Annotated in this window: 16 protein-coding genes; 6 read left to right on the forward strand and 10 right to left on the reverse strand. The window is 43.8% G+C overall.

Annotated elements, in window-relative coordinates:
- Nucleotides 1-68: 68 nt before the first annotated feature.
- The 3 genes from RH86_RS05315 to RH86_RS05325 form a co-directional block, all read right to left on the reverse strand.
- Nucleotides 69-710, reverse strand: coding sequence for an HAD-IA family hydrolase (locus RH86_RS05315; RefSeq protein WP_009385400.1), 642 nt, complete (start codon nt 708-710; stop codon nt 69-71).
- Between the two features lie 156 nt (nt 711-866).
- Complete coding sequence (locus RH86_RS05320; RefSeq protein WP_083823363.1) at nt 867-2,573, reverse strand: HD domain-containing phosphohydrolase; 1,707 nt, start codon at nt 2,571-2,573, stop codon at nt 867-869.
- Nucleotides 2,574-2,684: 111 nt separating this feature from the next.
- The gene (locus RH86_RS05325; protein ID WP_009385403.1) at nt 2,685-3,197 is read right to left on the reverse strand and encodes a hypothetical protein; all 513 of its coding nucleotides are present in this window, start codon (nt 3,195-3,197) and stop codon (nt 2,685-2,687) included.
- A 162-nt stretch (nt 3,198-3,359) separates the two neighbouring features.
- Between RH86_RS05325 and RH86_RS05330 the strand changes: the two genes are divergently transcribed.
- Nucleotides 3,360-3,830 carry a CreA family protein gene (locus RH86_RS05330; protein ID WP_009385405.1) on the forward strand — a complete coding sequence of 157 codons (471 nt, stop codon included), beginning with the start codon at nt 3,360-3,362 and terminating at the stop codon, nt 3,828-3,830.
- A gap of 108 nt (nt 3,831-3,938) precedes the next feature.
- A complete protein-coding gene (locus RH86_RS05335; protein ID WP_009385406.1) occupies nt 3,939-5,243 on the forward strand; it encodes an inosine/guanosine kinase in 1,305 nt (434 codons plus the stop codon).
- A gap of 97 nt (nt 5,244-5,340) precedes the next feature.
- Here RH86_RS05335 and RH86_RS05340 read toward each other — a convergent pair whose 3' ends face one another.
- Nucleotides 5,341-5,949, reverse strand: coding sequence for a beta-phosphoglucomutase family hydrolase (locus RH86_RS05340; RefSeq protein ID WP_009385407.1), 609 nt, complete (start codon nt 5,947-5,949; stop codon nt 5,341-5,343).
- Nucleotides 5,950-6,077: 128 nt separating this feature from the next.
- Between RH86_RS05340 and RH86_RS05345 the strand changes: the two genes are divergently transcribed.
- Entirely contained in the window at nt 6,078-7,847 is a 1,770-nt protein-coding gene (locus tag RH86_RS05345; RefSeq protein WP_009385408.1) for a methyl-accepting chemotaxis protein, read from the forward strand.
- Nucleotides 7,848-7,934: 87 nt separating this feature from the next.
- Here the strand turns inward: RH86_RS05345 and RH86_RS05350 are convergent, their stop codons facing one another.
- The 6 genes from RH86_RS05350 to bcsQ all read right to left on the reverse strand — a co-directional run bounded on the left by RH86_RS05350 (nt 7,935) and on the right by bcsQ (nt 19,016).
- Complete coding sequence (locus RH86_RS05350; protein ID WP_009385409.1) at nt 7,935-8,297, reverse strand: hypothetical protein; 363 nt, start codon at nt 8,295-8,297, stop codon at nt 7,935-7,937.
- 161 nt (nt 8,298-8,458) lie between these two features.
- On the reverse strand, nt 8,459-12,232 hold the full coding sequence (locus RH86_RS05355) for a cellulose synthase subunit BcsC-related outer membrane protein (protein WP_190275899.1): 3,774 nt from the start codon (nt 12,230-12,232) through the stop codon (nt 8,459-8,461).
- A complete protein-coding gene (gene bcsZ, locus RH86_RS05360; RefSeq protein WP_009385411.1) occupies nt 12,223-13,329 on the reverse strand; it encodes a cellulose synthase complex periplasmic endoglucanase BcsZ in 1,107 nt (368 codons plus the stop codon). Before bcsZ ends, RH86_RS05355 begins: the two co-directional genes overlap by 10 nt.
- A complete protein-coding gene (gene bcsB, locus RH86_RS05365) occupies nt 13,326-15,614 on the reverse strand; it encodes a cellulose biosynthesis cyclic di-GMP-binding regulatory protein BcsB (RefSeq protein WP_009385412.1) in 2,289 nt (762 codons plus the stop codon). Before bcsB ends, bcsZ begins: the two co-directional genes overlap by 4 nt.
- Nucleotides 15,601-18,237, reverse strand: a complete 2,637-nt coding sequence (bcsA, locus tag RH86_RS05370) for a UDP-forming cellulose synthase catalytic subunit (protein WP_009385413.1) — start codon at nt 18,235-18,237, stop codon at nt 15,601-15,603. Before bcsA ends, bcsB begins: the two co-directional genes overlap by 14 nt.
- 2 nt (nt 18,238-18,239) lie before the next feature.
- Entirely contained in the window at nt 18,240-19,016 is a 777-nt protein-coding gene (gene bcsQ / locus RH86_RS05375; protein ID WP_083823361.1) for a cellulose biosynthesis protein BcsQ, read from the reverse strand.
- Nucleotides 19,017-19,688: 672 nt separating this feature from the next.
- On the opposite strand from bcsQ, the gene bcsE reads away from it, so the two are divergent.
- Genes bcsE through bcsG form a run of 3 tightly spaced genes read left to right on the forward strand, consistent with a single transcriptional unit; the run spans nt 19,689 to nt 23,059 of the window.
- A complete protein-coding gene (bcsE, locus tag RH86_RS05380) occupies nt 19,689-21,266 on the forward strand; it encodes a cellulose biosynthesis protein BcsE (protein WP_009385415.1) in 1,578 nt (525 codons plus the stop codon).
- A gap of 2 nt (nt 21,267-21,268) precedes the next feature.
- Nucleotides 21,269-21,430 carry a hypothetical protein gene (locus RH86_RS20545; protein ID WP_009385416.1) on the forward strand — a complete coding sequence of 54 codons (162 nt, stop codon included), beginning with the start codon at nt 21,269-21,271 and terminating at the stop codon, nt 21,428-21,430.
- A 3-nt stretch (nt 21,431-21,433) separates the two neighbouring features.
- On the forward strand, nt 21,434-23,059 hold the full coding sequence (bcsG, locus tag RH86_RS05385; RefSeq protein ID WP_009385417.1) for a cellulose biosynthesis protein BcsG: 1,626 nt from the start codon (nt 21,434-21,436) through the stop codon (nt 23,057-23,059).
- Nucleotides 23,060-23,086: the final 27 nt, after the last annotated feature.

Below are 23,086 nucleotides of genomic sequence, written 5' to 3' on the forward strand. Positions count from 1 at the left end.
AACTTACTTACTTAACGTAACTAAACTAACTAACTAAACTAACGTAACGTAACCGTCCGTCGCTTTTTTTATATATACGCATTTAGCTCAGCAAGTCGATGAATTGTCGCAAGCGTTCCAGGGTAGGAACGTCGATTAATCCCTTCAAGCTGTATCGTTCTCATCCCAGCTTTAACGCCCGCTTCAAGCCCTTTAGGCGTATCATCAACGTACAGACACTCATTAACTCGAAATCCCATGCTCATTGCGCTGTAAAGAATCAAATCGGGTTCGGGTTTCCAGCTATTGGTATCAAATGCCGAAAACACTTTACCTTTGAAGTAACCATCTAACCCCGTGAGTTCCAGTGCATGAATGGTTTTATCTTTCGGGCCGTTCGAGGCGACACAGTAACTTATACCTTTACTGTCGAGAGCCGTTAAGGTTTCGACAACCCCTTCCATTGGTTTAAGTTCTTGCTCAAAAAGCTGCTTTAATGTCTTGCGATACAAAGGTTCCAATACATCCAATGACACATTAATCCCCAGTCGACGTTGAGTGTCGTTTAGGATATCGGCCAGCTTGCCGCCAACAAAATACGACATCGCTTGCTCAACTGACAACTCCGCACCAAATTCCCCAAACACCAATGACAAAGCACGGCAACACAAGATTTCACTATCGACAAGTGTCCCTTCACAATCAAAGATGACACACAAGGTTTGATCCATAACGAATCCCCTCTTCTACGTTATTTTTAGTCTCTAAAATAGTATGTCGATTATGAAATTGTGACAGGTTTGACTTAACAAAATGACCGATTTTAACCAAACGATGATAAAAAACTTAGGCTAGGTCACCCTCTGTATCGTTGATGCTGTATAACGCTATTCGCTTTTATCCGGGTAAGTATTACGGATAGCGACAAATTGATCCAAATTATTGAGTAAAATGGTGGTTAAGGTGGGATCAAATTGCGCTCCATTTTCGCGAGTAAAATGCGCGACGACCTCATCTAAACTCCATGCCTGCTTATAGCAACGCTCACTGAGCAAAGCGTCAAACACATCTGCAATCGCGGTGATACGAGAAAAGATATGAATATCTTCACCTGACAAGCCGTTAGGGTAACCAAGCCCATCCCAACGCTCATGATGCTCATGCGCTACCGTAGCGGCGAGATGGAACACTTCGCCATTGCTCGCATTCAATAATTTATAACCATACGAGGTATGCGTCTGCATTATTTCCCATTCAGCACTATCAAGCCTTCCCGGCTTTTCAAGAATTGACTCTGGAATGGCAATTTTGCCGACGTCATGCATTGGACTAATGATCTCAATTAATTCTACTTCACGATGCGTTAAACCATATAAACGAGCTAAATGAGATGATAACTGCGCAACACGCTTAACGTGATTACCCGTTTCCCCAGATCGAGTTTCGATCGCTTCGCCGAGTACGACGATCATATCTTTTTGTGTTTTCAACGTTTTTTTCTGTAACTGGACTATTTTTTTATTCTGTTTGTTTAATTCACGCTTTTGCCGAATAGTGACAGCTTGAGTGATTATCACCAGCGCCATGCAAAAAATGATCGAGGCTGCAATGCTGAGCACTTGCCAGTTAGATTTGAGAAAGCTCACTGGTTGATTAAGTATGAGCGTGTTTTGAGGCAAACTACTCTCATCAATGCTAAATCGTTCAAGTGCATTAAAATCAACAACAGGTCGGCTGGCGTTACCCACAGCAACTTGCTCAGAGAAATTCAGCGGGATGAATTCATCCAGAGCGACTAACATTTCCCGACCAACTTGCTCTGAGCGATTGACATAACCGCCAAAAACACCATCCGTGATATAAAACTCCCAAAAAACGAATACAGGAGCTGGACTATTTAAAGCTATCTCTTGTGCGACATACTGATAACGATGATAAATACCTCGCTCAATGTCGGTATTATAGTGAGTCAAAATCACTGCATCGTCTGGACTTATACCCTTCAACACTTCACCGACTCGCGCCAGAGGTATATCGCGAATCTCTATCACTTCGACACTGGTATTACGCGCTAGAACCTCTAGTGCTTTTTCACGCACATATTGCGATGTTGTGCTGCGATCCGAGATGTAGTACAAGCGCTGTAAGTTCGGTCGAGCCCGCATTATCAGCTCGACAGTCTTTTCTATTTCGTCACGTTCAAAAATGATGCGATAGTCGCTGGTTACGGTCGACAACGTCGCAGCTTGATTGTTAATTCCAGCCGCAATGATTGGCAATCCCATGAAGGGGTTGTCAGGCCACTGGTTAATAAGCTCAAGCGCATTATCATCCGTAACTAAGATGGCATCAAATTGATGGTGTTGATACTTAGTCTTAAAGTAACGAATAAACTCACTGTAGTAAGTATCGTTATAGACGCGCTTAGTATCTAAGTATTCTAAGGAGAGTTTCAGTTTGGTATTGGATTTTTCAATCGCCTGCTCGATGCCAGCTTGAAAATCCGCTGTCCACTGATACGACGGCGAGTAAGAATGTAGGACCAAAACGTTCTTGTATTGCCATTGATTTGCCAGCGAAGACGACGACGTCACGCAAGCTACAACTAATAACAAAGTTCGAAATAGATAGGCCACGGAATTCTAAATGTCTACTCATTGATAAGACAAGAATAACACAGCCATCAATAAAGGCTTAGATAAGCATCAGATTTCAAGAACTACATCACCATTACCTACAGTAATTGCACACTTAGTAAGGAGTGATTTAACAAAGTTCATTTTAGTTTCGCTGCTGCCATCAGCCACAGTGATATCGGACACTAAGACTTGTTCGCTACTACGCGTTAAAATGGCCGTCGTTATCGGTTCTCCATTCTGGAAACCGATGTACAATTCACAAGGTTCGGAATAAATAATTTGAGTCAAAAACTCAATCATCATTTGCTGATCTTCGTCCGATGACCACTGCTTAGAATACAGCAGTGCGAACATGACTGTGAGGCGGTGAAAATCAACCAGATAGATGTCTTCCGCAGCAAATGAGTCTCTTGCAGAATCTAGCGTTGCTGTTTCCAAAATTTGATATTGCTTGTGCTCTATTTTTGCTTGGTAAAGATCACGACCAACTAGACTTTCTTTGGTAGGAAACTCAACGTCAACTTGTGCGTAAAGCCAGTTGTTTTTAATCTCTGCGATAGCAAAATGTTCTATTGTCATAATTTATTAGCCGTACCTAATGTTTCTATGCTGAGCTTAATCAGCACCCTTCCCGAATACAAGCAATAAACCACTTCAACTCAAGAAATGTTGTGAATCTTCATCACTGACCAGACAATGAATATGTTAAACTTTACAAAAATCGAACAATGGAATTGAATAATGTTGAAAAAAATTTCCGTCGTTTTGCTAGCTAGTGCGGCTCTGGCAGGCTGTGACAGTGGCGAAGTAGGTGATGTCAGTCTAGGTATCTTTACGATGAAGGATATTAAGATCTCCCACTTAGATGACGACAAAATACCAGGCGTCACCTGTCATATCGCCTCTATAGAAGCAAATTTTTCACTCGCAGACCCAAGCGATAGCTCGATATCATGTCGTCAGACTGGTGACATTACTCCAGAAATGATCGCGTCTATCGATAAAAGCGCCTCTGGCGAGGTGGTATTCAAACAATCTAAAAGCATCTTTTTCAAAACAATGAAAGTTAGACGCATCTATGATGCTGAAAATCAGACACTGCTTTATTTGTCTTACACGACCAAAGAGACTGAGGGCAGCTTCAAGCACAGCCTCTCAACCGTGCCTTTGTGGGGAACAAAAGCTTACGGCTCCTATACTCCTGAGAAATAGATTAAAAAAGTGCCAATCGCTCTCGGTTGGCACTTTAATGTCACCTAAATGAAAGAATATCTTCATTAATGTGATATGATGCAGAAAATTTCCTACTCCCTTTAAATGATGAAGTTTCCTGGCCAGCGTAAATCTCAGCACTACTTTCCGACACATGCTCGTGATCCTTTGATCAATCAGGCGAAGCAACCATCAAAACTCTACCGCCCAATTATTGTTGGCGTGGGACAAACTATTGTCGATATTGAAGCTCGCGTCGATGACGAGTTTTTGTCCAAATACAATTTGAGTAAAGGTCACTCTCTCGTTCTTGAAGAAAGCCAAGCTGATGCGTTATACCGCGAACTTGTTGATCGCGAACTGATTTCTCACCAATACCCTGGTGATACAATTGGTAATACGCTACACAACTACTCCGTGTTAGCAGACAGCAAGTCGGTTTTACTTGGCGTAATGTCACGTAACATCGAAGTAGGCTCTTTCGCTTATCGTTATTTATGCCGAACTTCAGCGCGAATGAACCTTAACCACTTGCAAACGGTTGAAGGTCCTATCGGTCGTTGTTACACCTTGATCACGGAAGATGGCGAGCGCACTTTTGCCATCAACGAAGGCCACATGAACAAGCTGCAGCCAGAAAGTATCCCTGATGATGTTTTCGACAAAGCATCGGCACTGGTTGTCTCTTCATATTTGATGCGTGGTAAACCTGAAGACCCGATGCCAAAAGCAGTCGCTCGAGCGATTGAGATTGCCAAGTCTAAAAATGTGCCAGTGGTACTAACCCTAGGTACTAAGTGGGTAATCGAAGGCAACGCAGAATGGTGGCAAGAGTACTTAAAAGAAAACATCACGGTTGTAGCGATGAATGAAGAAGAAGGTCAAGCACTGACTGGATTTAGCGATCCTCTTCAAGCAGCAAATCGTGCATTAGAGTGGGTCGATCTTGTTCTTTGTACCGCGGGCCCTAACGGTCTTTACATGGCTGGTTATAGCGATGAGAGCGTGGCACGTGAAACAGAACATCCAATTCTGCATAGCACAATTGCGGAATACAACCGCTTTGAGTTTAGCCGTGCTATGCGTAAGCAAGATTGTGATGAAGCGGTTAAAGTGTATTCTCATATTGGCCCTTACCTTGGCGGCCCAATGGAGATTAAAAACACCAACGGTGCTGGCGATGCAGCCCTATCTGCACTTCTGCATGACATGGCGGCGAACAGTTTCCATGAAGTTACCGTGCCTAATTCAGCGAAGCATGATCATAGCTACCTGACGTATTCTTCACTATCGCAAATTTGTAAATATGCAAACCGAGTAAGCTATGAAGTGTTGACCCAACACTCTCCTCGTCTTTCTCGTGCACTTCCAGAGCGCGAAGACAGCTTAGAAGAAGCATACTGGGATAGATAAACAATTCAATTAGATAAATAATTCAATTAAATAAGGCCGCTAAACTAGCGGCCTTATTTTTACATACCTATCAATGCTTGGTTTTCACAGCTTGGTTTTAATCGTTCGTAATATATGGATAAAATACTAATTTGTTCCCCTCAACCATATAGCAATCCATCTTAGCCGCATGGGCCGCTTTTTTACCTAATTCAGTGTCTTCAAATACCACACAAGCACTTGGTTTGAGGTTTAATAGCTTTGCCGCCTTGAGAAAAGTGTCTGGATTAGGTTTATGCGCTTCAACCTCATTGGCCGATACTAATACATCCACTTTATTAAATAGACCTGAAAGGCAAAGTAGACGCTCTGCTAATACACGCTGGCTCCCCGTCCCTATCGCGATAGGTTTTTTACCTGCATAGGCTTGTAATACTTTGTTTGTACACTCAATTATCTCGATATCCGTTGCTATCTCATCAAATGTCGCCATCTTAAATCGAGCAATTTCTTGAGCATCCAATTGCAAATCAAATTCACGATTGATTTCAGCGACAATCTTGTAGCTTGGCATTCCACCTAAACCATTTAGCCAATCTCGTGAAAATGGAAAACCAAACTTCTTTGCAGTTATTTCCCATGCATTTAGATGCTCTGGCATGCTATCAAGCAACGTGCCATCCATATCAAATATAAATCCTTGGTATTGCTCGTACTTTTCCAACATAATGTTTACTTTCTTCTTCTAACCAGATAATTAGGAATATCACTATTTTTATATAATCGCGTTTAAAAATAGTGATAACAGCATAATAAGCCCAACGAAAATAAACGTAGTAATCTTCGGAAGTCTTTATGAAAATTAAAACTAAGCTCTATTTATTAGGCGCTATCGCCATTTTGGGAATTGCAACATTACTGTTAACAACGGTCCATTTTGCAGACACTACCCGACAACTGACTCAAGCGAATCAACTGACCAAAGATCTTGAGATCCAGCTGCTTAACCTTCGACGCAATGAAAAAGATTTTTTGCTACGCAGTGACCTAAAGTATCTCAACAAGTTTAACGGTAATCTTGAAACATTTCTCGATTTAGAATCACAGCTTTCCATCATTTTGTCCGATCGCGGGCTTGTCAGCAGTCGTGAACTGAAAGATGGGATACGAACCTATCAAAGCGCCTTTGCACAGCTCACTACAGCATATGAGACTTTAGGTCTAAATGAAGAGCAAGGGCTGCGAGGTCAATATAACCACGCTTTATATGATTATAAATCCAAGCTTTCTGTGGCAGAGTTAGTTAATTTGATTGCCTTTGACGATCAAGTACAACAAGGCATCATCAAGCCTGAGCTTCTTCCCGCTCAAGCAAGCGATATCTTGGCATCCGCGACTGCGCTAGCGAAACAAAAACAAGTTATTGGTCTTATGTATAATCAAGGCCTGTTAGGACAAACACGATCAGCCTCACACGCTATTGAACAGCAGTTTGATAGTTTCTCATCAGCACTGACGGAAGAAACCAATCAAGCAATTGAGCGCCAAACTTTACTCAAACACTCTGTTAGCCTCATTATCGCAACGATTATTTTGGTGTTTATTGCCCAGATAGCACGAACCATCATATCCAAAATCAATTCACTGCTTGTCGTGATTCGCAACATCGTTGATACCAATGACGTTTCCTTGCGTGCAAAACTGCAAGGTAACGACGAATTGGTCATATTAAGCCGTTACTTCGATGAATTATTAGAAAAACTTGAAACACTAATTTCCGGTTCACAAACCAAATCTCATCAGCTCTATACCAGTACAACCAACATGCACAATGAACTGGAATCGGTTATTCAGCAATTCCAAGTACAAGCAGATCACACCTCAAGCATGGCAATTTCAGTCCAAGAGATGGTCTCAACGATTAGCGAAATCTCGGAGAGCACCTCGGTCGCGGTTGAAGGCGTTCAACAAGCATCGGAAAATGCGGATAAGGGGCGTAAGGTGGTGGTCGATACCGTTTCTAACATTACCCAACTCTCTGAACGTCTGGCCAATAGCCAAACTTCAATCGGATCACTAAACCATCATGTCGCTAAAATAGGCGATGCGGTAAACATCATTCAAGAAATTGCCGAGCAAACCAACTTACTGGCTTTGAACGCAGCGATTGAAGCCGCGCGAGCGGGTGAACAAGGCCGAGGCTTTGCCGTGGTGGCTGATGAAGTACGTGCGCTTGCAAGTCGTACACACCAATCGACCACTGAAATCACTAACGTAGTCAACGCAATTCAAGCACAAATGAGTACCGTAATAAGTGATATCGACCAGTGTAACCAACAAGGGCAACATACCTTGAATGGCTCTGAGCAGTTAGATCAAAGCTTGCAACAAATCCTCTCGGATATGAACAACATTCAAGCCAACTCCGAACGCATCGCTTCGGCGATTGAAGAGCAAGGCGCCGTAATGGTGCAAGTGAGTGATTCGATTAGCGAACTCAATACGATTTCGGATGGCAACACTCAATCAGCGAAACACTGTTTGGTTGAAGTTGATAAGGTTGCTGAACAAGCGTGTGAAATGGATCATGCCGTAGCGGAATTTAAAACCTCGCAACGAGCATAAACAAACACATTAGAAACAAATGAGCCCGTAAATTTCCATTTACGGGCTAATTACAGAACGCTATTTGTTCCTGACTTAGCCTCAAATTTATGGGCAGAGCTTCCCTTGTTGAGGAATACTATCAATCAAATAATCACCGCGAGGGTTATGGTGAATTGTTCCATGCCAAACCTCACCATTCTTCAATTCCACCTCTAACGCGATATATCGGCCATCCTCATTTAAAGCACGGACCTCTAGAACCTTTTTAAGTGGCGAGGAAGAGTTGATATTTTGCATGAAGCGATTAAGAGCCTGATGCACATCAGCAGTTATTTTTGTTACTTGCCAATTGGCATACTTCGCATCAGAGTCACACTTGCTCATTGCTTCCTCAGGCATCGCTTTTTCCGCCGCATAGCCCAACGAAGCAAAGATGCTTATGCTCAAAGCAAATAATAATTTCACCATATTTCTCTCCCAACAAATGATTCAACGATAAAAATATCTTTCAACCCACAAGGATCAATGTGGTAGCTATCTTTAAAGTTGTCAAAAAAGAAAAGCAAACCTAATCGATATAGCATCGCGTTAATACGAACCACTCCGCTTTTATGTTTATTCTAAACACACTAAAAGTCACTATACAGAATAGGCGCTTGAGGCGGATACTCTATCGGTTGCCAACGGTCATTAAAGGTGAACTTTGCGTAAAGCATAAAATGGTTAGGGGTATAAAACTCTGAACGTTGTAAATCAACCAACGCACCGAGATACCAACGTTTACTTACCCGTTTTTCTACCGCCGCTTGTAATGAAGCCCCAAACCCGCCTCCTCGCTCGGATTGACCATTTTCTACTAAGTATGGCGCATCTTGCTCAGTCCAAGAGTTAGACACGGAGCCACTTAATAGATATGACCACGTATTGTCATAACGCCCATAGTAATTAATCGGTAGCGACACCGAAATATAGCTTTGTGGGCTATAGTAGCCGCCGTGATAAAGCGTGTATTCCCCAAGGTTCTTTTCATAACTCAAATACATCAGATTGGAACCAATACTCAAACGCTGATTTTCTGTCGCGATCAGTTTGTAATAGCCCCCACCTAAAAGGCCTAAACGCGAATTGTCCTCGACGTTTTCACCAGTTAAAGAGTGATATTGTAAGCTGCCCCAAAAACCAAAAGGACCACCGCGATCCCAGCTTGAGTTAAGCTTCACCCCAGTGCTGACAACTCCACCCCACGTAGTTCCTTCACCAGCGAGTTCTTTTGTTTGACTCGGAACTCTCAATCCAGCGTAAGAAAGTGTACTGCTAGTTTCCGGACGGCGAGAAGCATCGATTGACCAGCCAAAATCCGCTAAGTCACCATCAAAACGGACACCGCCAACCCAAGTAGAATGGTCAAAACCAACAGGGGTTGTGCCGACATCGATCTGCCAATCTTGCGCTTGCCAACCAATGCCTAAAGCAACACCTGACGCACTGCCCTCTACGAAATTGTTACTTGGATTATCTTTAGGATCTTTTTCAAAATACTCTAACTTACCCGAATCTACTGAGACATAATCCGCTCGCAACAAGAGATGCCCATCCCAGCTTTCCACTGGAATGCGCGCCTCAATCGGAATTTGGTTGGTGGTATTATTGCCATCACGAGCACTGTAATCCCAGCCAATCATCACATGCCCATCACTACGATCCCGCAGCGCATCAATATCCGCTTTAACATTACGAGTAAGCCAATAATCGTTTGCACTCTCATAGAGTTCTCTCAAACTTAGAGGGGCTTGTTCTGGCTCGCTTAGTTGAGCGCTGTTTTCAAGTCGATCGCGATTTAGCGCTTGATATGCTCGGCGATCGGCGAGTTCCCACTGTTGGTTTTCCATCGCTAACGCCATGCTATTTCGATACGCTAGAGCGTCCGCATCTAACGCTTTATCTAACGCATGATTGAGTTCATTAGCCGCTTCTCGATCACCTTGCTGGTTGAATACCTCTGCAACGGTGATTAATTGCTGAGCGGTCAAACTCGATTTCTTTTTGAGCAAACTCTGATATGACTCATCGTAAGTGACTTGATCACCAACTAAGGCACTCGCTTGCAACATGCCAATTTGCGCTTGAGTTGAAAAGGGCTCGCGATTTGATGGAACTCGACGGAAAACCGCAAGCGCTTTCTTTGGTTGTTGCTTTGCCAGTAAGGCATCTCCTTCAGCTAAGTCTCGTCGCGCGTTTAATTCTTCAAATTGCAGCAGTTGAGAAACGTTGCGCGATGTATACTCCTGAGTCGATAATTGCTGGCTGTACCAGCGGTCAAAATCGACGAAACGCTGCAAGCTCAACATTATCTCCCCATAAGCCAACTGATCATCAAACGTCCAATTTTGCAAAGGGGATATACTGCGATAAATAATGTTTGCCTGCTCAATGTGGTCAATAGCAACCCAAGCGGCGACAATGCGTGACAGAGGCTGTACCTGATCGGCATATTTGCCAGACAAGCTCTCGAGCAGTTCAATAACAGGTTCCGGTTGAAGTCCATAACGTTGCTGCACGTCTCTCAGCTCATCATCCAACTTCAAGCGTGTTAAGTTGCGCTGCATCGCCTCCGTACGCTTGCTGGGAGCCACACTTTCTAGTTGCATGATTGCCGCATTAAGATCCTCTTCTTGCGCAAGATAAAGCGCGTAAGCGAACTTCATTTCAGGATCCTGACTTGAACGGCTCCAACCTTGCATCAAATCATCAGCACGACGCTTGTCACCTAGGCGTACGACCACATCTGCAATATCGCGTCTTAGCCAGGGCGAGGTCGGATTCAACGCAATCAGTCGTTCCGTCTCCTTTCCCATTACTAAGCGGTCATTGTTCTCAATCGCTTGACGCAGGTTCGCTAAGATGATTTCAGATTCAATCACCTTAATTTTCTCGGCGACCTGCAGTCTCTGCTTAGGCGAATAACGGTTAGCGATTGATTGAGCCCCAGACCAATCTTGCTGGGTAACATAAATATCCAAACGTCCGCGCAATGCCGAGCCATTGGTTGAATCCAACTTTAGCGCTTGGCGGTAAGCTTTATCCGCGGCGTCATACTTTGCTTGGCTTGCTAGCGATGCGCCTAAATCGGTAAAAGCATACGGTTGAGAACGATCCAATTGAATCGCTTGGCGATAGAGCTTCTCTGCTTGAGACCATTTGCCTTGCACCATCAAAGCGTCACCTTGATCTAGATAACTCCAATAACGGGAGGTTTCTACCAGCGTTGCCCATTTGCTGGCACTGTCTGGGTCATGATCCAACTGTTGTGCACGCTCAAAATACGCTAGCGCTTTCTGCTGTTGACCTTGGCGCAAATAAACCTTACCCATTCCACCCAATATTTCCGGATCATTAGGGCGAGTAGTTAAGGCGTAACGTAATTGAACGACCGCTTGTTCAGTTTTGCCCTCATCAAGCAATCGTAGACCTTTCAACTTTGCCAAATAAGTTGGGTCTTTGCGTAACTGTTGTTCTGTGTTCCAACGACTGATCGCACCTTGATTAGCACGCTGAATCTCCAAATCGGCTGGATAATAACTGGCTAAAATGGCGTACTGTTGTACAACTTGGGCTGAAATAGGTAGCTGATCTAGAGCCCTCAACCAAGAGGTTGCGGCACTCTTTCCTACCGATGGTACCAAAGCGAGCTTATTATAGGTGTCAAGAATCCACCGATCGGCAGGGTCTTGTTTACGAATATGATTCGCCAACGCTAACTGAAACTGGGGTACGCCGGGATAATCCGCGTTTAACCGCTCTAATCCTTGCTTCACCTCTTGCCAATTTGGGGACAGATTACCTTGTAGCTGTAAGAATTCTAACTGCAACGTAGCTGAAGGCATACCATCAGGAAACAGAGCCTTGTAAGCCTCAATTGCCTGCGGATAGCGCCCTGATTTCGCCAATAACTTCGCACGCTGATACTCTGAACGTTTATCAGTGCGAATAGCGATTATCTGAGCAAGATCGCGTGCTTGCGATGAGTCAGGCGCCACGTTTTTTAATCGTTGATACGTCTGCTTCGCCTCAGCCAATTTTTGACGTTTCAAATACATATTGGCCTGATAAAATAAACCTGTAGGATTTGCATCTTCTATCGCAAATAGCCTTTCTAGCGTACTTTCAACAATATCATCTCGGCCAATAGCATCCGCCAGCTTCAACTGCTGAACCAACCAATCCACTGAATTAACTCTGGTTGCCAAGGTTGAAAACTGTACAAGCTCTATAGGTTGATAAACGCCCGCAAGTTGCTCTTTACTCAAAGGCTTAGTGCTAAAGCCAGCGGCGTGAGCGGTACTCACTCCCCCTGCTATACAGCATAATGAAACCAGCCATGAAACTCGTCCTTTTACTGGCATGATTCACCCCAAGCTGGGGACAATTCACCATTCAAACCAAAACGATAACGGCCTTCATTCCAACCTAGACCAAACAAAGCCAACACATTATCGTAATAATGATCATTGCTATCAGAAACCAAGGTACTACTCGCTCGTGTCGCTTGTTGCTTGAGTAAATCAGGATTATTGGTGGCATCAATCAGCGGCAGCGCTGCTGCAGAAAAGCCAGCACTCCCCACTTTGCTATACTTGCCAGTCTGTGTATCCACTTCTCGAGGTGGGCCGCCAAGTACACGCGTTGCTTTAATAAAAGGCTGCATCGCGCTGACCAACTCACTCTTATGCATCACGCCATCATCAAGCATTCCCGCCCACAGATAAGTTCGGATCGCGTTATAGCTGCCAATTGGCCCCGTTTCGGGATCCACTTTGTACTCACCATTGCTCTCTAAGGCCCAATCAGGGCTGAAACCCGCTGGCATAGTGTTAACAAGCATATTTAGGCTGCTCTGATACAAGCTATCCCATGGCTGATGAGGAAACAGCGTATGCATGCGAGCAATTAACTGTAGCGGTACATAACTCGGGTTCACTCTATAACCCGCTTTTGTTTCAAAACCATGAGGAGCAGGTAATAGCAGAACCTCCCCATTCGTTTGAGTGACTGTTTCTTCACGTAAAATGCGACTAGCAAGTAGATAACCCAAGGACTGATAATAGTAATTATCCCAAAGACGCCCTGCTTCAATGAGCGAATAGGCAATCCATAAATCCGAATCAGAAGCGGGATTATTATCTAACACTCCCCATTGACCATTGGATCGTTTTCCCCATAACCAAGCCGGCAATTGAGCGGTTAAGTCGCCCCCTGCTAGGTGTTGTTGAGTCCAAGACAGAACGTGAGAGAAAGCCTGTTTATCATTGGCCACCAGCGCAAAAAACAGCGCATAAGATTGTCCTTCCGAAGTCGTAATATAACGCGAATCACTGCCATCAACCACACGGCCTTGCTCTATATAAACCGACTTAAAGGTTTGCCATTGTGGCCAATCACAGTTATTTGCCAGCACTGATGAAGAGAGAAAAAGGCTTATGAACACCATCAGCTGTTTCATTCTTGCTCCTCATTTTTCTCCAATCGCTTAGTCGCAACCTTTCGCAATACACGCCAAAGCACGATAGTAACAATCACAACCAGTAGCGCGGCAAAACATGCGACAACGATCGGATGATTAGAAAAGTGGTACCAAACCAACTTCCAAACCGGTAACTGACCAACGTAATAATGGTCGCCAACGTTGTAGCTTGCTACTTCATCATTTCGCAACGTCACCACTGAGCCGAACATATAGTCAAGCTTGCCTGAATCAACCAGCGCTCGATCGACGACCGCAAAATCACTCGGTTGAGCAGCCATAATGGCAATAAGACTGCGGTTACTCGTAAACGGGCTTTCCTGACCGTAAAGCGCCGCAAAAGGACCATTTGCTTCAACTGAAACAAAGTCAGCCGGTTGTTGACCGCTCGTAGTGGGGTTCATCCAATTTAAGCCAAGTTGCTGCTCATTTTTACTCGGCAAGCGAATTTGGCGCTCGCCAGCCTTTATCACCAGGTCCACTTGATCAGGATCACTCGCAGCTTGTAATAGCGAGCTATCTAAGCCAATGCTAAGGATGTCTTTATCTGCAAGTTTCTCCGCATCCCATTGATTGGTTAGCAATACTTGAAAACCCGGGTAACCTGAATCCCCGCCAAGTGATCCCATCACGTTCAAGAAGGTTTGCAGCACCTCTACTGGTGCATTTTTTGGTATCACCACAGCCGTTTCAGATAAATCGGCCATACGCGTATACGGGAAGCCCGAGGTCGCAAACGCGCGCATATTCGGCATTTCGATATAATGAGGAAAACCACTAAAATCGATGGTTGAATCGCCATCAACCACTGCATATTGTTTGCTTGGTTGAGTCACTTGGCACTGCCCATCCGTGACAGAGGCAAAACCAAATTCGAACTCAATTAGGTTTTTACTTCCCACTTTAAACGCCGGAATTCGGACCCGATCTTCGCCGCCTAATAACGTATCATCAAGTAGTGGAACGCGAATTCGGTTTGAATCTCCACCTTGACCATCTGTCGTCAAATTAAATGCTTCGATAAACTGGTCATTGATACTTAGCGTTAGACGAGAACCCGAATGGTCTTCCGTAGGGGGGGAATAACGGTAGTTGAGATCCATCGGAATACCACGACTTTGCCATGTAAACAGATCTGGCGGTAAACGCAAACTGACACTAATTGGTGGTGGTGTTCGCCCTTCAACCTGAAGCATTGCTTTTTGTTCAACTAATTCCGAAAGAGCAACCGGTCTCTCAGTTGTCACCCAATTAGGCGCATCGTATGCAGTTCGCGGCTTAATTTGCTCTACAGAATTAATCTTGGCAATTGGTCCTGTCAAAATCTGATTACCGAGCGCTAAACCTCGGACTGCAGTATTTAAATCAGCACTATCACGGCCAATGACCAAAAGTAATTTAACGAACGGATCGGTTGGATGAGTGATGACTTGTAAACGTGGGCCATCAGTATCTGGAAAATCGCGCAAAAAGTCAGGCTTATTGTCATTAGTCACAAAGACGATCGCATTACGCTCAGGCATAGAGTTAAAACTCAGAGGGAACTGTGCTCCACGCCAACCCGCAAGTGAACCAAAGTATGAACTCGCGACACCGGCTGCTTTTATCTCTTCCAGATCGTATTGATCCCCCATCACGAAAGGTAAATTCAATCGGCTAAAGTCACGAACATCAAAAAACGGTGCCGGCAACAGGCTTAAATCGCTCTCCAATCGTGTCTTTTGCACCAACATTTCAATCCGGCTAGTCTGACTAATTTCAGCCCAAATACTTGCATCATTAGGATTGGCACAATCTTTTTGCGTATTGCCAATCAACTCAAAGCGGATCTGATTGTAGTTACTAAAAAATCGAGTATCCAAAGGCATAGATAAACTCAGTTTCTTGCCTTGCTGGCCATCAACAATCGGTGTGACACCCATGAGTTCATTATTCAAATAGACTTTGATATGAGAGACCAATGAGAGCAATGCTGGAGACGGTGTAATATCAAAATAGAGAGTTGCTTGCGAAACGACCTCATCCAAACGAGAACCAAATCCGATGTAAGCACTGGTTTCGCTACCTTGAATCGCGATCGAGCGGTTATAGCCAAGTTGGCTAAAAGGCACAACTCGCTTAAATACCGACGAATCCTCAAGATCTTGAGAGGATGCTTGAGAGACAATGACTGACTGATTTACTTCTTGTGCTGCGAGACTACCCGACATACTCATTAGAGTTATGGCCGCCGTCAAAGCTGTTAGTTTTTTATTTTTGAGCATGACTTAAGGTCCTGGTTGGGACATAGCGAGGTCTAAAAGACCAAATAAATTTAATACAAATTATCAGTGCGGTCACACAGACTCTAATCAACTTAGGACTATGTTTTAGCAAGCGTTTGTATCCATTAAAACCGACATGAAGAACGGCGTGCATACTAGATAGAGGCTTATCAGATTGATAGCCTTGTTGCCATTTCGCCCATGTATCTGCACGAGCAAAAGTACATTGAACGTATTGGATTTGTTGTTGATGAGATAACGCATTAAGTTGCAAGCCAAAAATGCCTTTATGAGCATAGGCGACTGTCATAGGAAAGACGAAATCTTGCCCCCCTCGATTCAGTACAACTTGTAAAACTTGGCCTTTTAGGTACTGACACACGTCATCATCGAGGCCTTCAATTTCGATCCGCACACCGCCTAGTGAAAAATCTTTCATCACGGCTTGAATTAGGTGCCCGGAATTAAGCCTGACTGTCATTGGAATGGACACTTCAACTCGGTGATCTTTTCGCACTTGTTTTGCCTCAACCGCAACCGCGACCGCTGCACCTAAGATCAACAAGTTATACATCGTCCAAACCAAGTTCACGATGACCGTGCCAATCTCATCTTGAGGTCCCCAACCTAAGCGATAAAAGCCAACGGCAAACCCGAGAATATTGAAAGCAACCAAAATCAAATATGGTCGTGATATCACCCAGTCATAATGAGATTTTTCGACTAAGCCTCCCTTAGCCGTTACATTAAACTCCCCCTTGTGCGGAGCAAATAAGGCGACGGTCGTTGGTCGGGCGATATACCAAGCGAGGACGGTTTCATACACCTCGCCCCAAAAGGAATAACGGTAGTCTCCCTGCATTCTGGAGTTGGTCATGCTGGCGTGAATCATATGTGGCAGCACATACAAGATAATGGCGAGCGCTGGTGCATAAATCACATACGAATGAAGCAGCAAAAATGCCAACGGAGCCACCAAAAAAACAATCCGCGGTATACCAGATAAAAAGTGCAACATCGCATTGGCATAGCAGAGCCGTTGCGACCATTTAAGACCTTTACCAGTTAACGGATTATCCACTCGAAATATCTGCGCCATACCGCGCGCCCAACGAATCCGTTGGCCCACATGAGCAGACAACGTTTCTGTCGCTAAGCCGGCTGAAATAGGCTGCTTTAAGTAAGCAGAGTGGTAACCTAGACGATGCATACGCAAAGAGGTATGTGCATCTTCAGTAACGGTTTCGACTGCAATTCCACCCACTTCTTCTAAAGGCTTGCGACGCAAAATAGCGCAAGAACCACAGAAAAATGTTGCGTCCCATAAGTCGTTACCATCCTGAATTAAGCCATAAAAGAGGCTGCCTTCGCTCGGTACATTGCGAAAATTGGACAAGTTTCTTTCGAACGGATCCGGTGAAAAGAAATGGTGAGGCGTCTGCACCAAAGCCAACTTGGGGTCTTTAAGAAACATGCCCATGGTTAACTGGAAAAAAGCTCGAGTTGGGATATGGTCGCAATCAAAAATGGCGACATACTCACCATGCGTTTGCTTTAAGGCATAATTGATGTTGCCCGCTTTAGCATGTTCATTGGTAGGTCGACGAATGTAATTCACACCCACACTTTGAGCAAACTCGCGAAAACTATCTCGCTTACCATCGTCCAACACATAGATATTGAGCTTATCTTTTGGCCAATCGACGCCTAAGGAAGCATATACTGTCGCCTTAACAACATCTAAATCCTCATTGTAAGTCGGGATCATCAAGTCGATGGTCGGCCACGTCGACGTATCTTTCGGCATCTCTAAAGGCTTACGACTAAGTGGCCAAATATTTTGGAAATAGCCAAGAATCAATACAACCCATGAGTAGGATTCAGCGATAAGTAATATGCCCCCCAACACTAATGCTATGGGATCATCCCAGTTCAACGTAGATGAATAGCGCCACCAAAGGTAACGACAAGAAGCGGTCACCGACATAATGATCAGCAACATTGTCGGAAAGCGTCCCGGTAAACGACGCACCATCATCGCCAGCGCCCAAAGCAAAACCACAAACACCAGTTGCGCTTGATAACCAAACGGCACGGTAAAACAGATCAATGCCAAGAAAACAACGCATATCAATAGTAAGTAATTGAGCACTAGAGCGGACTTGCTGGATCGGGCGGCTTGGCGCAACTCCGGCTGGTTAACCTGGCTAGCTTTTTTTTCTAGCCAACCCACTATTTTTGCAACCGATTCAAAAGGTAGATAAAAGATGTGGCGTAGTTGAATGATTGCGCGCGAGAGAAGTCTTCGGACAAAATCAGAGCCCGAACGGGTGATGCATTGCTTGAATAAAATCAACCAAATACTTTGTACAACAAATCTAATGGAATCAAATAGACGCGGAGCGGCAAAATTAACTTGCGGGAAATACACTAACGGCAGTTTCCAAGAGGGTACGCCAGCAATCACAGGTTGGAGAAAAACAAAACTAACGCAAAACCAAGTACTTAAAATGAGCTGCCCCATCCAGTTCGCACTGCATTGCCATTTCTGTTCATAGACTTTCTTTTGCGTTTCAAATCGTTCAACTATCCAACGCTGAAAAATTAAGTTTAGCCCCTTCATACTTAGCCCTGTTCTGCACTAGAAGAGAAAGCAGATACACACCAAAACGCGAGAGCTTGGTAATCTTTCGCTGCTTGGCTAATAGGAGAATAATGTTGAATTGTCGTTAGATTAGCAGCGCATTCTATTAACGCGGTATCTTGATGCATCAATACTGGTACCAATAAGGTTTTTAGTTCTTGCTTGAGAACCAACGCAAGATCGCGCCCAATTTCAGTTTCCGGTTGGTATTGATTGAGAATAAAACGGATTTTATCGTTATCCATGAGTTCACGTAGGACATGGTTGTGCTCAAAGAGCGACTGGAGTACTGCGTAATTCATCGCATCAGCCTTAATCACCACAAATATCATATCCATTGAAGCAATAAAATCTTGCCATACTGGCGTGGAAATTTGCCAAAATTCACCGTGAAATAACTGCCACTGCGATGGCTCAAAAACGGAAAGCAATCCCTGATTCAAGTCGTTGATCGGTTGGTTATTTGTTTGAGTAAAACTCTGATGTAGGATTTCATTTGATTGGCCATATGGTAAAAAATCCACACCTTGAGGGCTTGAAAAACCAGCCTCATTCCACAGCGATCCCCCCATCATACGGACCGCCCAACCATCATTTTCATCGTAGGGAGTACCAAAATGAAGGCGTAACAAGTTCTCCGCAGATACATCTATAGCGAGCACAGGTTTATTGATCTTCACTAATGACTGAGCCAAATTCGCAGTCACTGTTGTCGAGCCACATCCTCGTCTTAAACTGACGACAAGAAGGCGTTTCATGCTGTTTCCGTTGTAAGAACTAATGATTTCGAACTCCTGTCCACCGCGATAGAGCCAACATGATGGCGCTGACTCTGTAACACTAGCCACTTATTTTTCACTTGTATGTATGATTCATTTTCAGCGGTTTCAACATATTGATGTTGAACCAAGTCATATGAAGAGTAGATCGAATTGATATCTTTTGCGGGCTGTGACAAAACATCTTTTCCACATTACAGGCACATTCGTTTGGAGTGCGGACTTCCTCGTCGAGCACTATCAATCCAAATAAATGACGCTAATAACGACCGATGCACCTAACCTGCGCATCCAAAGCGATACAACACGATTCGATATCACAATGTAAAACATTGCATATTCGTGCTGTGTCTCCTTAAGTGATGTTTTTCAGAACTGAGTTTGAAAGTAAGTTGTAATTATCCATTTACGACATATAAGCTAAAATATCATTCACCAACATAATTAATACATGCGATATGAATGCGAATTTTGCTTATAAACATCAAGGACAACAATGCTATATGTAATTTTACTTTTGATCAAATTGGTTTAATATCTTAACGTCATTTTTTTGTCATAATCGACTAGCATTTCAGAACAAACAAGCATAAGCGTCTGGATTATGGCGCATACAAACCACATTAAACCACTGAAAGAAAGGCAATTATCATGTCATCAACAATCGGATTACCGGCAGAGACCAGTGAGTTAGAAAGTAAGTCTACCTATGTCAATTTATTTACTAACAAGCACATGACAATTGAGTTTCTTTTAAATGTTTTGAATAAAAAACAAACAAACATTCTACTCAGCTGCATCGACAAACTGTCGATTCTATCAGGACTTGATACCACTCAAACCGCAACGTTCAATGCCTTACAAAATCATTATTTCAGCTCAAGGTATTTTATTAACGAGAGAAGTCAAAAAAAAGCGGTCAGTCCTATCGCTTTAACGAAAGACATTCAAGCGATCAATGTCCCACCACAAACACATGTCATTTTATTGCTTTCCGACGCATCACTTGCCCACTACAGCGATGAAGAAATAGACAATTTCTTAAACAACTTAGCCGCTTTCGCTAGCAAAACGAAAACCAAATTAAACCTGTGTATTTTTGGTCATTTAGCCACCTCAGTTCTAAAACCTAAACTGTTAACTCACAATCGCACACTTGCAGGGCTAGCAAGCATGACCGCTCTTGATGAATCGCGCTTTAGCTACTGGATTGACTTTTGGTCTAATCACCATGGCGTCATCGCTGCACAAGAATTTGTGTTAACTCGTCAGAATGAGGCATCTCTGTTAGCTAGCCAACACAACCATAGCCCTATTCAACCGTTAAGTGAGGATAAGTCTGATAGCGAGCGTGTCTATATCGTAAGAGCAGCTTTAGGTGATACGTCAAAAGCCCCTGCAAATATGCATGTTGCCGAGAGTAATCAGCATTTAATTGGCCTATTAGATAGCCCTAGAGCATCAACCATCATTTTTAGCTGTTCAAGCCAAGAAGAAGTACAGCAACTCGCTATCGCTTGTTACCAAATGAGGGTAAAAGCAGGCTCACAATTAAAGATCATCATTAGAGAAACGCAGCAATGTTTGCGCTATGCCGATGAAAAATACCTACTGCGATCGGGAGTCAATCTTATTTGTCCTGTCCAAGTTCCCCCAATGCGCTTTATGACTCAAGTAGAAGCCATTCAAGGGCAATTGTTAACGCGCCCTATTCCCTCGAGCCTAGATGCTTTAACCAAATACGACTTATCATTTGGCAGCAAAGGCTATCTACGCAGTAAAGAGTTTACCCGCTACTGCAATGATGTAATTTCCGTTTCGGCGCAATCAAAGGTCAACTTTGCCTTAATAAAACTCACTTTTTTACCGGGGATGCAAGCGGAGGAATGTTTACGACTTTGCCACGTTAAGCGCGATGGTGATGTGGTTACCGCCACGCAAAAAGCTCTGTATGTGTTATTCAGCGCCATACGTCATAGCGACATTGATATTGCACTAAACAATATTTTCGAATTCCCCGTTCGCGATTTGTTTTACTCAATGCGTACATTTGAAACCCAGTATGACATTGACTCTGAACTAAAATACATCCTAGAGGATGAAGCTTTGATCTCAAAAGAAGTCACGGATCTGACGACTGAGACGCAAATTTTTCCCGAACAGAATCCAGCGATAACGGATGTACCAACTCTCTTTGCCATCAAAAAAACGATCGCGCTAAAAGGATAACTATGAACATCAACGACTTCTTGCTCACAGTCGGTATTAGCTTATTTATTGGTATCTTTGTTGGGTTTTTCCTACGAGATATGTTGCGCGCACTTCGCACCCTTTATAAGAAACGATTTAAACGCTCTGCCTATTTTGAACTTGACACAAAACAAGAAGAATAACCCATGACATCGAAAACGCTTGCGAACTCCACACCGTCAATCGGATTGGGTTGGTGGAACATCTATTTCATCATCAAAATCGCCCTATTTTCACAAGGGGTGATCGATTTTCATCCTCTGTATAACTTCGCATTATTATTCGCTATTTTGCTACCAATTAAGAGCAAGGGGCTTAATCGTACCCGTCATGTTCTGGCCGCGTTTATCGCAGTATGGTTACTGCACTTTGACTCTTACTTACCCCCTCTCGAGCGATTGTGGGCGCAAGCTGGGCAATTAATGCAGTTTGAATTAAGCTATCTAATCGAACTGCTTGGGCGCTTTGTCACGCCTCATGCAGTGATAGCGCTGTTTGTCATTTGTGCGGCTTACGCAATCCTCAGCAAGTACCTACGTGTATCCGTACTGGTTGTCATTGCGACGTGCTATATCAGCTTTCCAAGTATCACTACATCCAAGCCTGAATCGCTCACCGAGAACGAAGAAGCCGAACAATCACAAGTACAAGTTACTGACAACGCTCCTGTATCCGTTACTGAAATCAACGACAACACGCTTAATGCTCTAACCGCAGATTTTTTTGCCCAAGAGGCGTCACGAAAGGTCGATTTCAATCGTCAAACCGCACAAGATGCCCCCTTTGATTTACTGCTACTGAGTATTTGTTCGGTCGCTTGGGATGATATCGAAATTGCAGGACTCGAAAATCATCCACTCTTTAAAGAATTCGACATTATGTTCGACAACTTTAGCTCAGCCACCTCTTACAGTGGGCCTGCTGTGATCCGTTTATTAAGAGCAAGTTGTGGCCAGCCAGAACATAGTCAATTATTCGCTCCTGCACCAAACAAACAGTGCTACTTGTTCGATGATCTCAAACAATTGGGCTTTGGTGAAAATTTGGTCATGAACCACAACGGCGTATTTGATAGCTTTTTAGAGCTGATCAAAAAAGATGGTGATATACAAGCAGACTTAATGTCACAACAAGGGTTCACGCCTTACCAAAAGTCATTTGACGGCTCAAACATCTTTCGCGATAAACAAGTTCTCGAAAGCTGGTGGCAAGAGCGACTAAAAAGCGACGACGACAAAGTTTTCACGCTATACAACTCAATCTCACTGCACGACGGAAACCGAATCATCAACGCCAACTCAACTACATCGATGGTGAGTTACAAAAAGCGCCTCAAGAATTTACTAGACGATTTGTACGCGTTCTTTAAAACCTTAGAAGCATCTGGAAGGAACATCGTTGTTGCGCTGGTACCGGAGCATGGCGCGGGAATGCGGGGAGATAGAATGCAAATATCCGGCATGAGAGAGATCCCAGCCCCAACGATCATTCATACCCCTGTCGGCTTGAAGATTTTTGGTAAAGATATCCAACGCCAAGGTGAAACCAAACATGTTGAAGCACCTTCCAGCTATTTGGCGCTATCACAATTAATTGCCAATATTCTGGATAAAAATATCTATCAAGTTAAACAGTTTGATCCTGAAAACTTAACCGCCAATTTGCCTGAGACTAAAGTTGTCGCGCAGAACTCTGGTTCGACCGTGATAGAAGTGAATGGTAAATACTACGTATCATTAGATGGTAAGAGTTGGATTGAATACCCTAATTGATATTGAATATCCCAATTGATAAAGAAG

The sequence above is a fragment of the Vibrio sp. N418 genome (assembly GCF_000222565.1).
GTDB lineage: Bacteria > Pseudomonadota > Gammaproteobacteria > Enterobacterales > Vibrionaceae > Vibrio > Vibrio scophthalmi.

Bases quoted from the DNA above. Each gene is read 5' to 3' on its own strand.
- RH86_RS05315 (WP_009385400.1), bottom strand. From the start codon at position 710: ATGGATCAAACCTTGTGTGTCATCTTTGATTGTGAAGGGACACTTGTC.
- RH86_RS05325 (WP_009385403.1), bottom strand. From the start codon at position 3,197: ATGACAATAGAACATTTTGCTATCGCAGAGATTAAAAACAACTGGCTT.
- RH86_RS05330 (WP_009385405.1), top strand. From the start codon at position 3,360: ATGTTGAAAAAAATTTCCGTCGTTTTGCTAGCTAGTGCGGCTCTGGCA.
- RH86_RS05335 (WP_009385406.1), top strand. From the start codon at position 3,939: ATGAAGTTTCCTGGCCAGCGTAAATCTCAGCACTACTTTCCGACACAT.
- RH86_RS05340 (WP_009385407.1), bottom strand. From the start codon at position 5,949: ATGTTGGAAAAGTACGAGCAATACCAAGGATTTATATTTGATATGGAT.
- RH86_RS05345 (WP_009385408.1), top strand. From the start codon at position 6,078: ATGAAAATTAAAACTAAGCTCTATTTATTAGGCGCTATCGCCATTTTG.
- RH86_RS05350 (WP_009385409.1), bottom strand. From the start codon at position 8,297: ATGGTGAAATTATTATTTGCTTTGAGCATAAGCATCTTTGCTTCGTTG.
- RH86_RS05355 (WP_190275899.1), bottom strand. From the start codon at position 12,232: ATGCCAGTAAAAGGACGAGTTTCATGGCTGGTTTCATTATGCTGTATA.
- bcsZ (WP_009385411.1), bottom strand. From the start codon at position 13,329: ATGAAACAGCTGATGGTGTTCATAAGCCTTTTTCTCTCTTCATCAGTG.
- bcsB (WP_009385412.1), bottom strand. From the start codon at position 15,614: ATGCTCAAAAATAAAAAACTAACAGCTTTGACGGCGGCCATAACTCTA.
- bcsA (WP_009385413.1), bottom strand. From the start codon at position 18,237: ATGAAGGGGCTAAACTTAATTTTTCAGCGTTGGATAGTTGAACGATTT.
- bcsQ (WP_083823361.1), bottom strand. From the start codon at position 19,016: ATGAAACGCCTTCTTGTCGTCAGTTTAAGACGAGGATGTGGCTCGACA.
- bcsE (WP_009385415.1), top strand. From the start codon at position 19,689: ATGTCATCAACAATCGGATTACCGGCAGAGACCAGTGAGTTAGAAAGT.
- RH86_RS20545 (WP_009385416.1), top strand. From the start codon at position 21,269: ATGAACATCAACGACTTCTTGCTCACAGTCGGTATTAGCTTATTTATT.
- bcsG (WP_009385417.1), top strand. From the start codon at position 21,434: ATGACATCGAAAACGCTTGCGAACTCCACACCGTCAATCGGATTGGGT.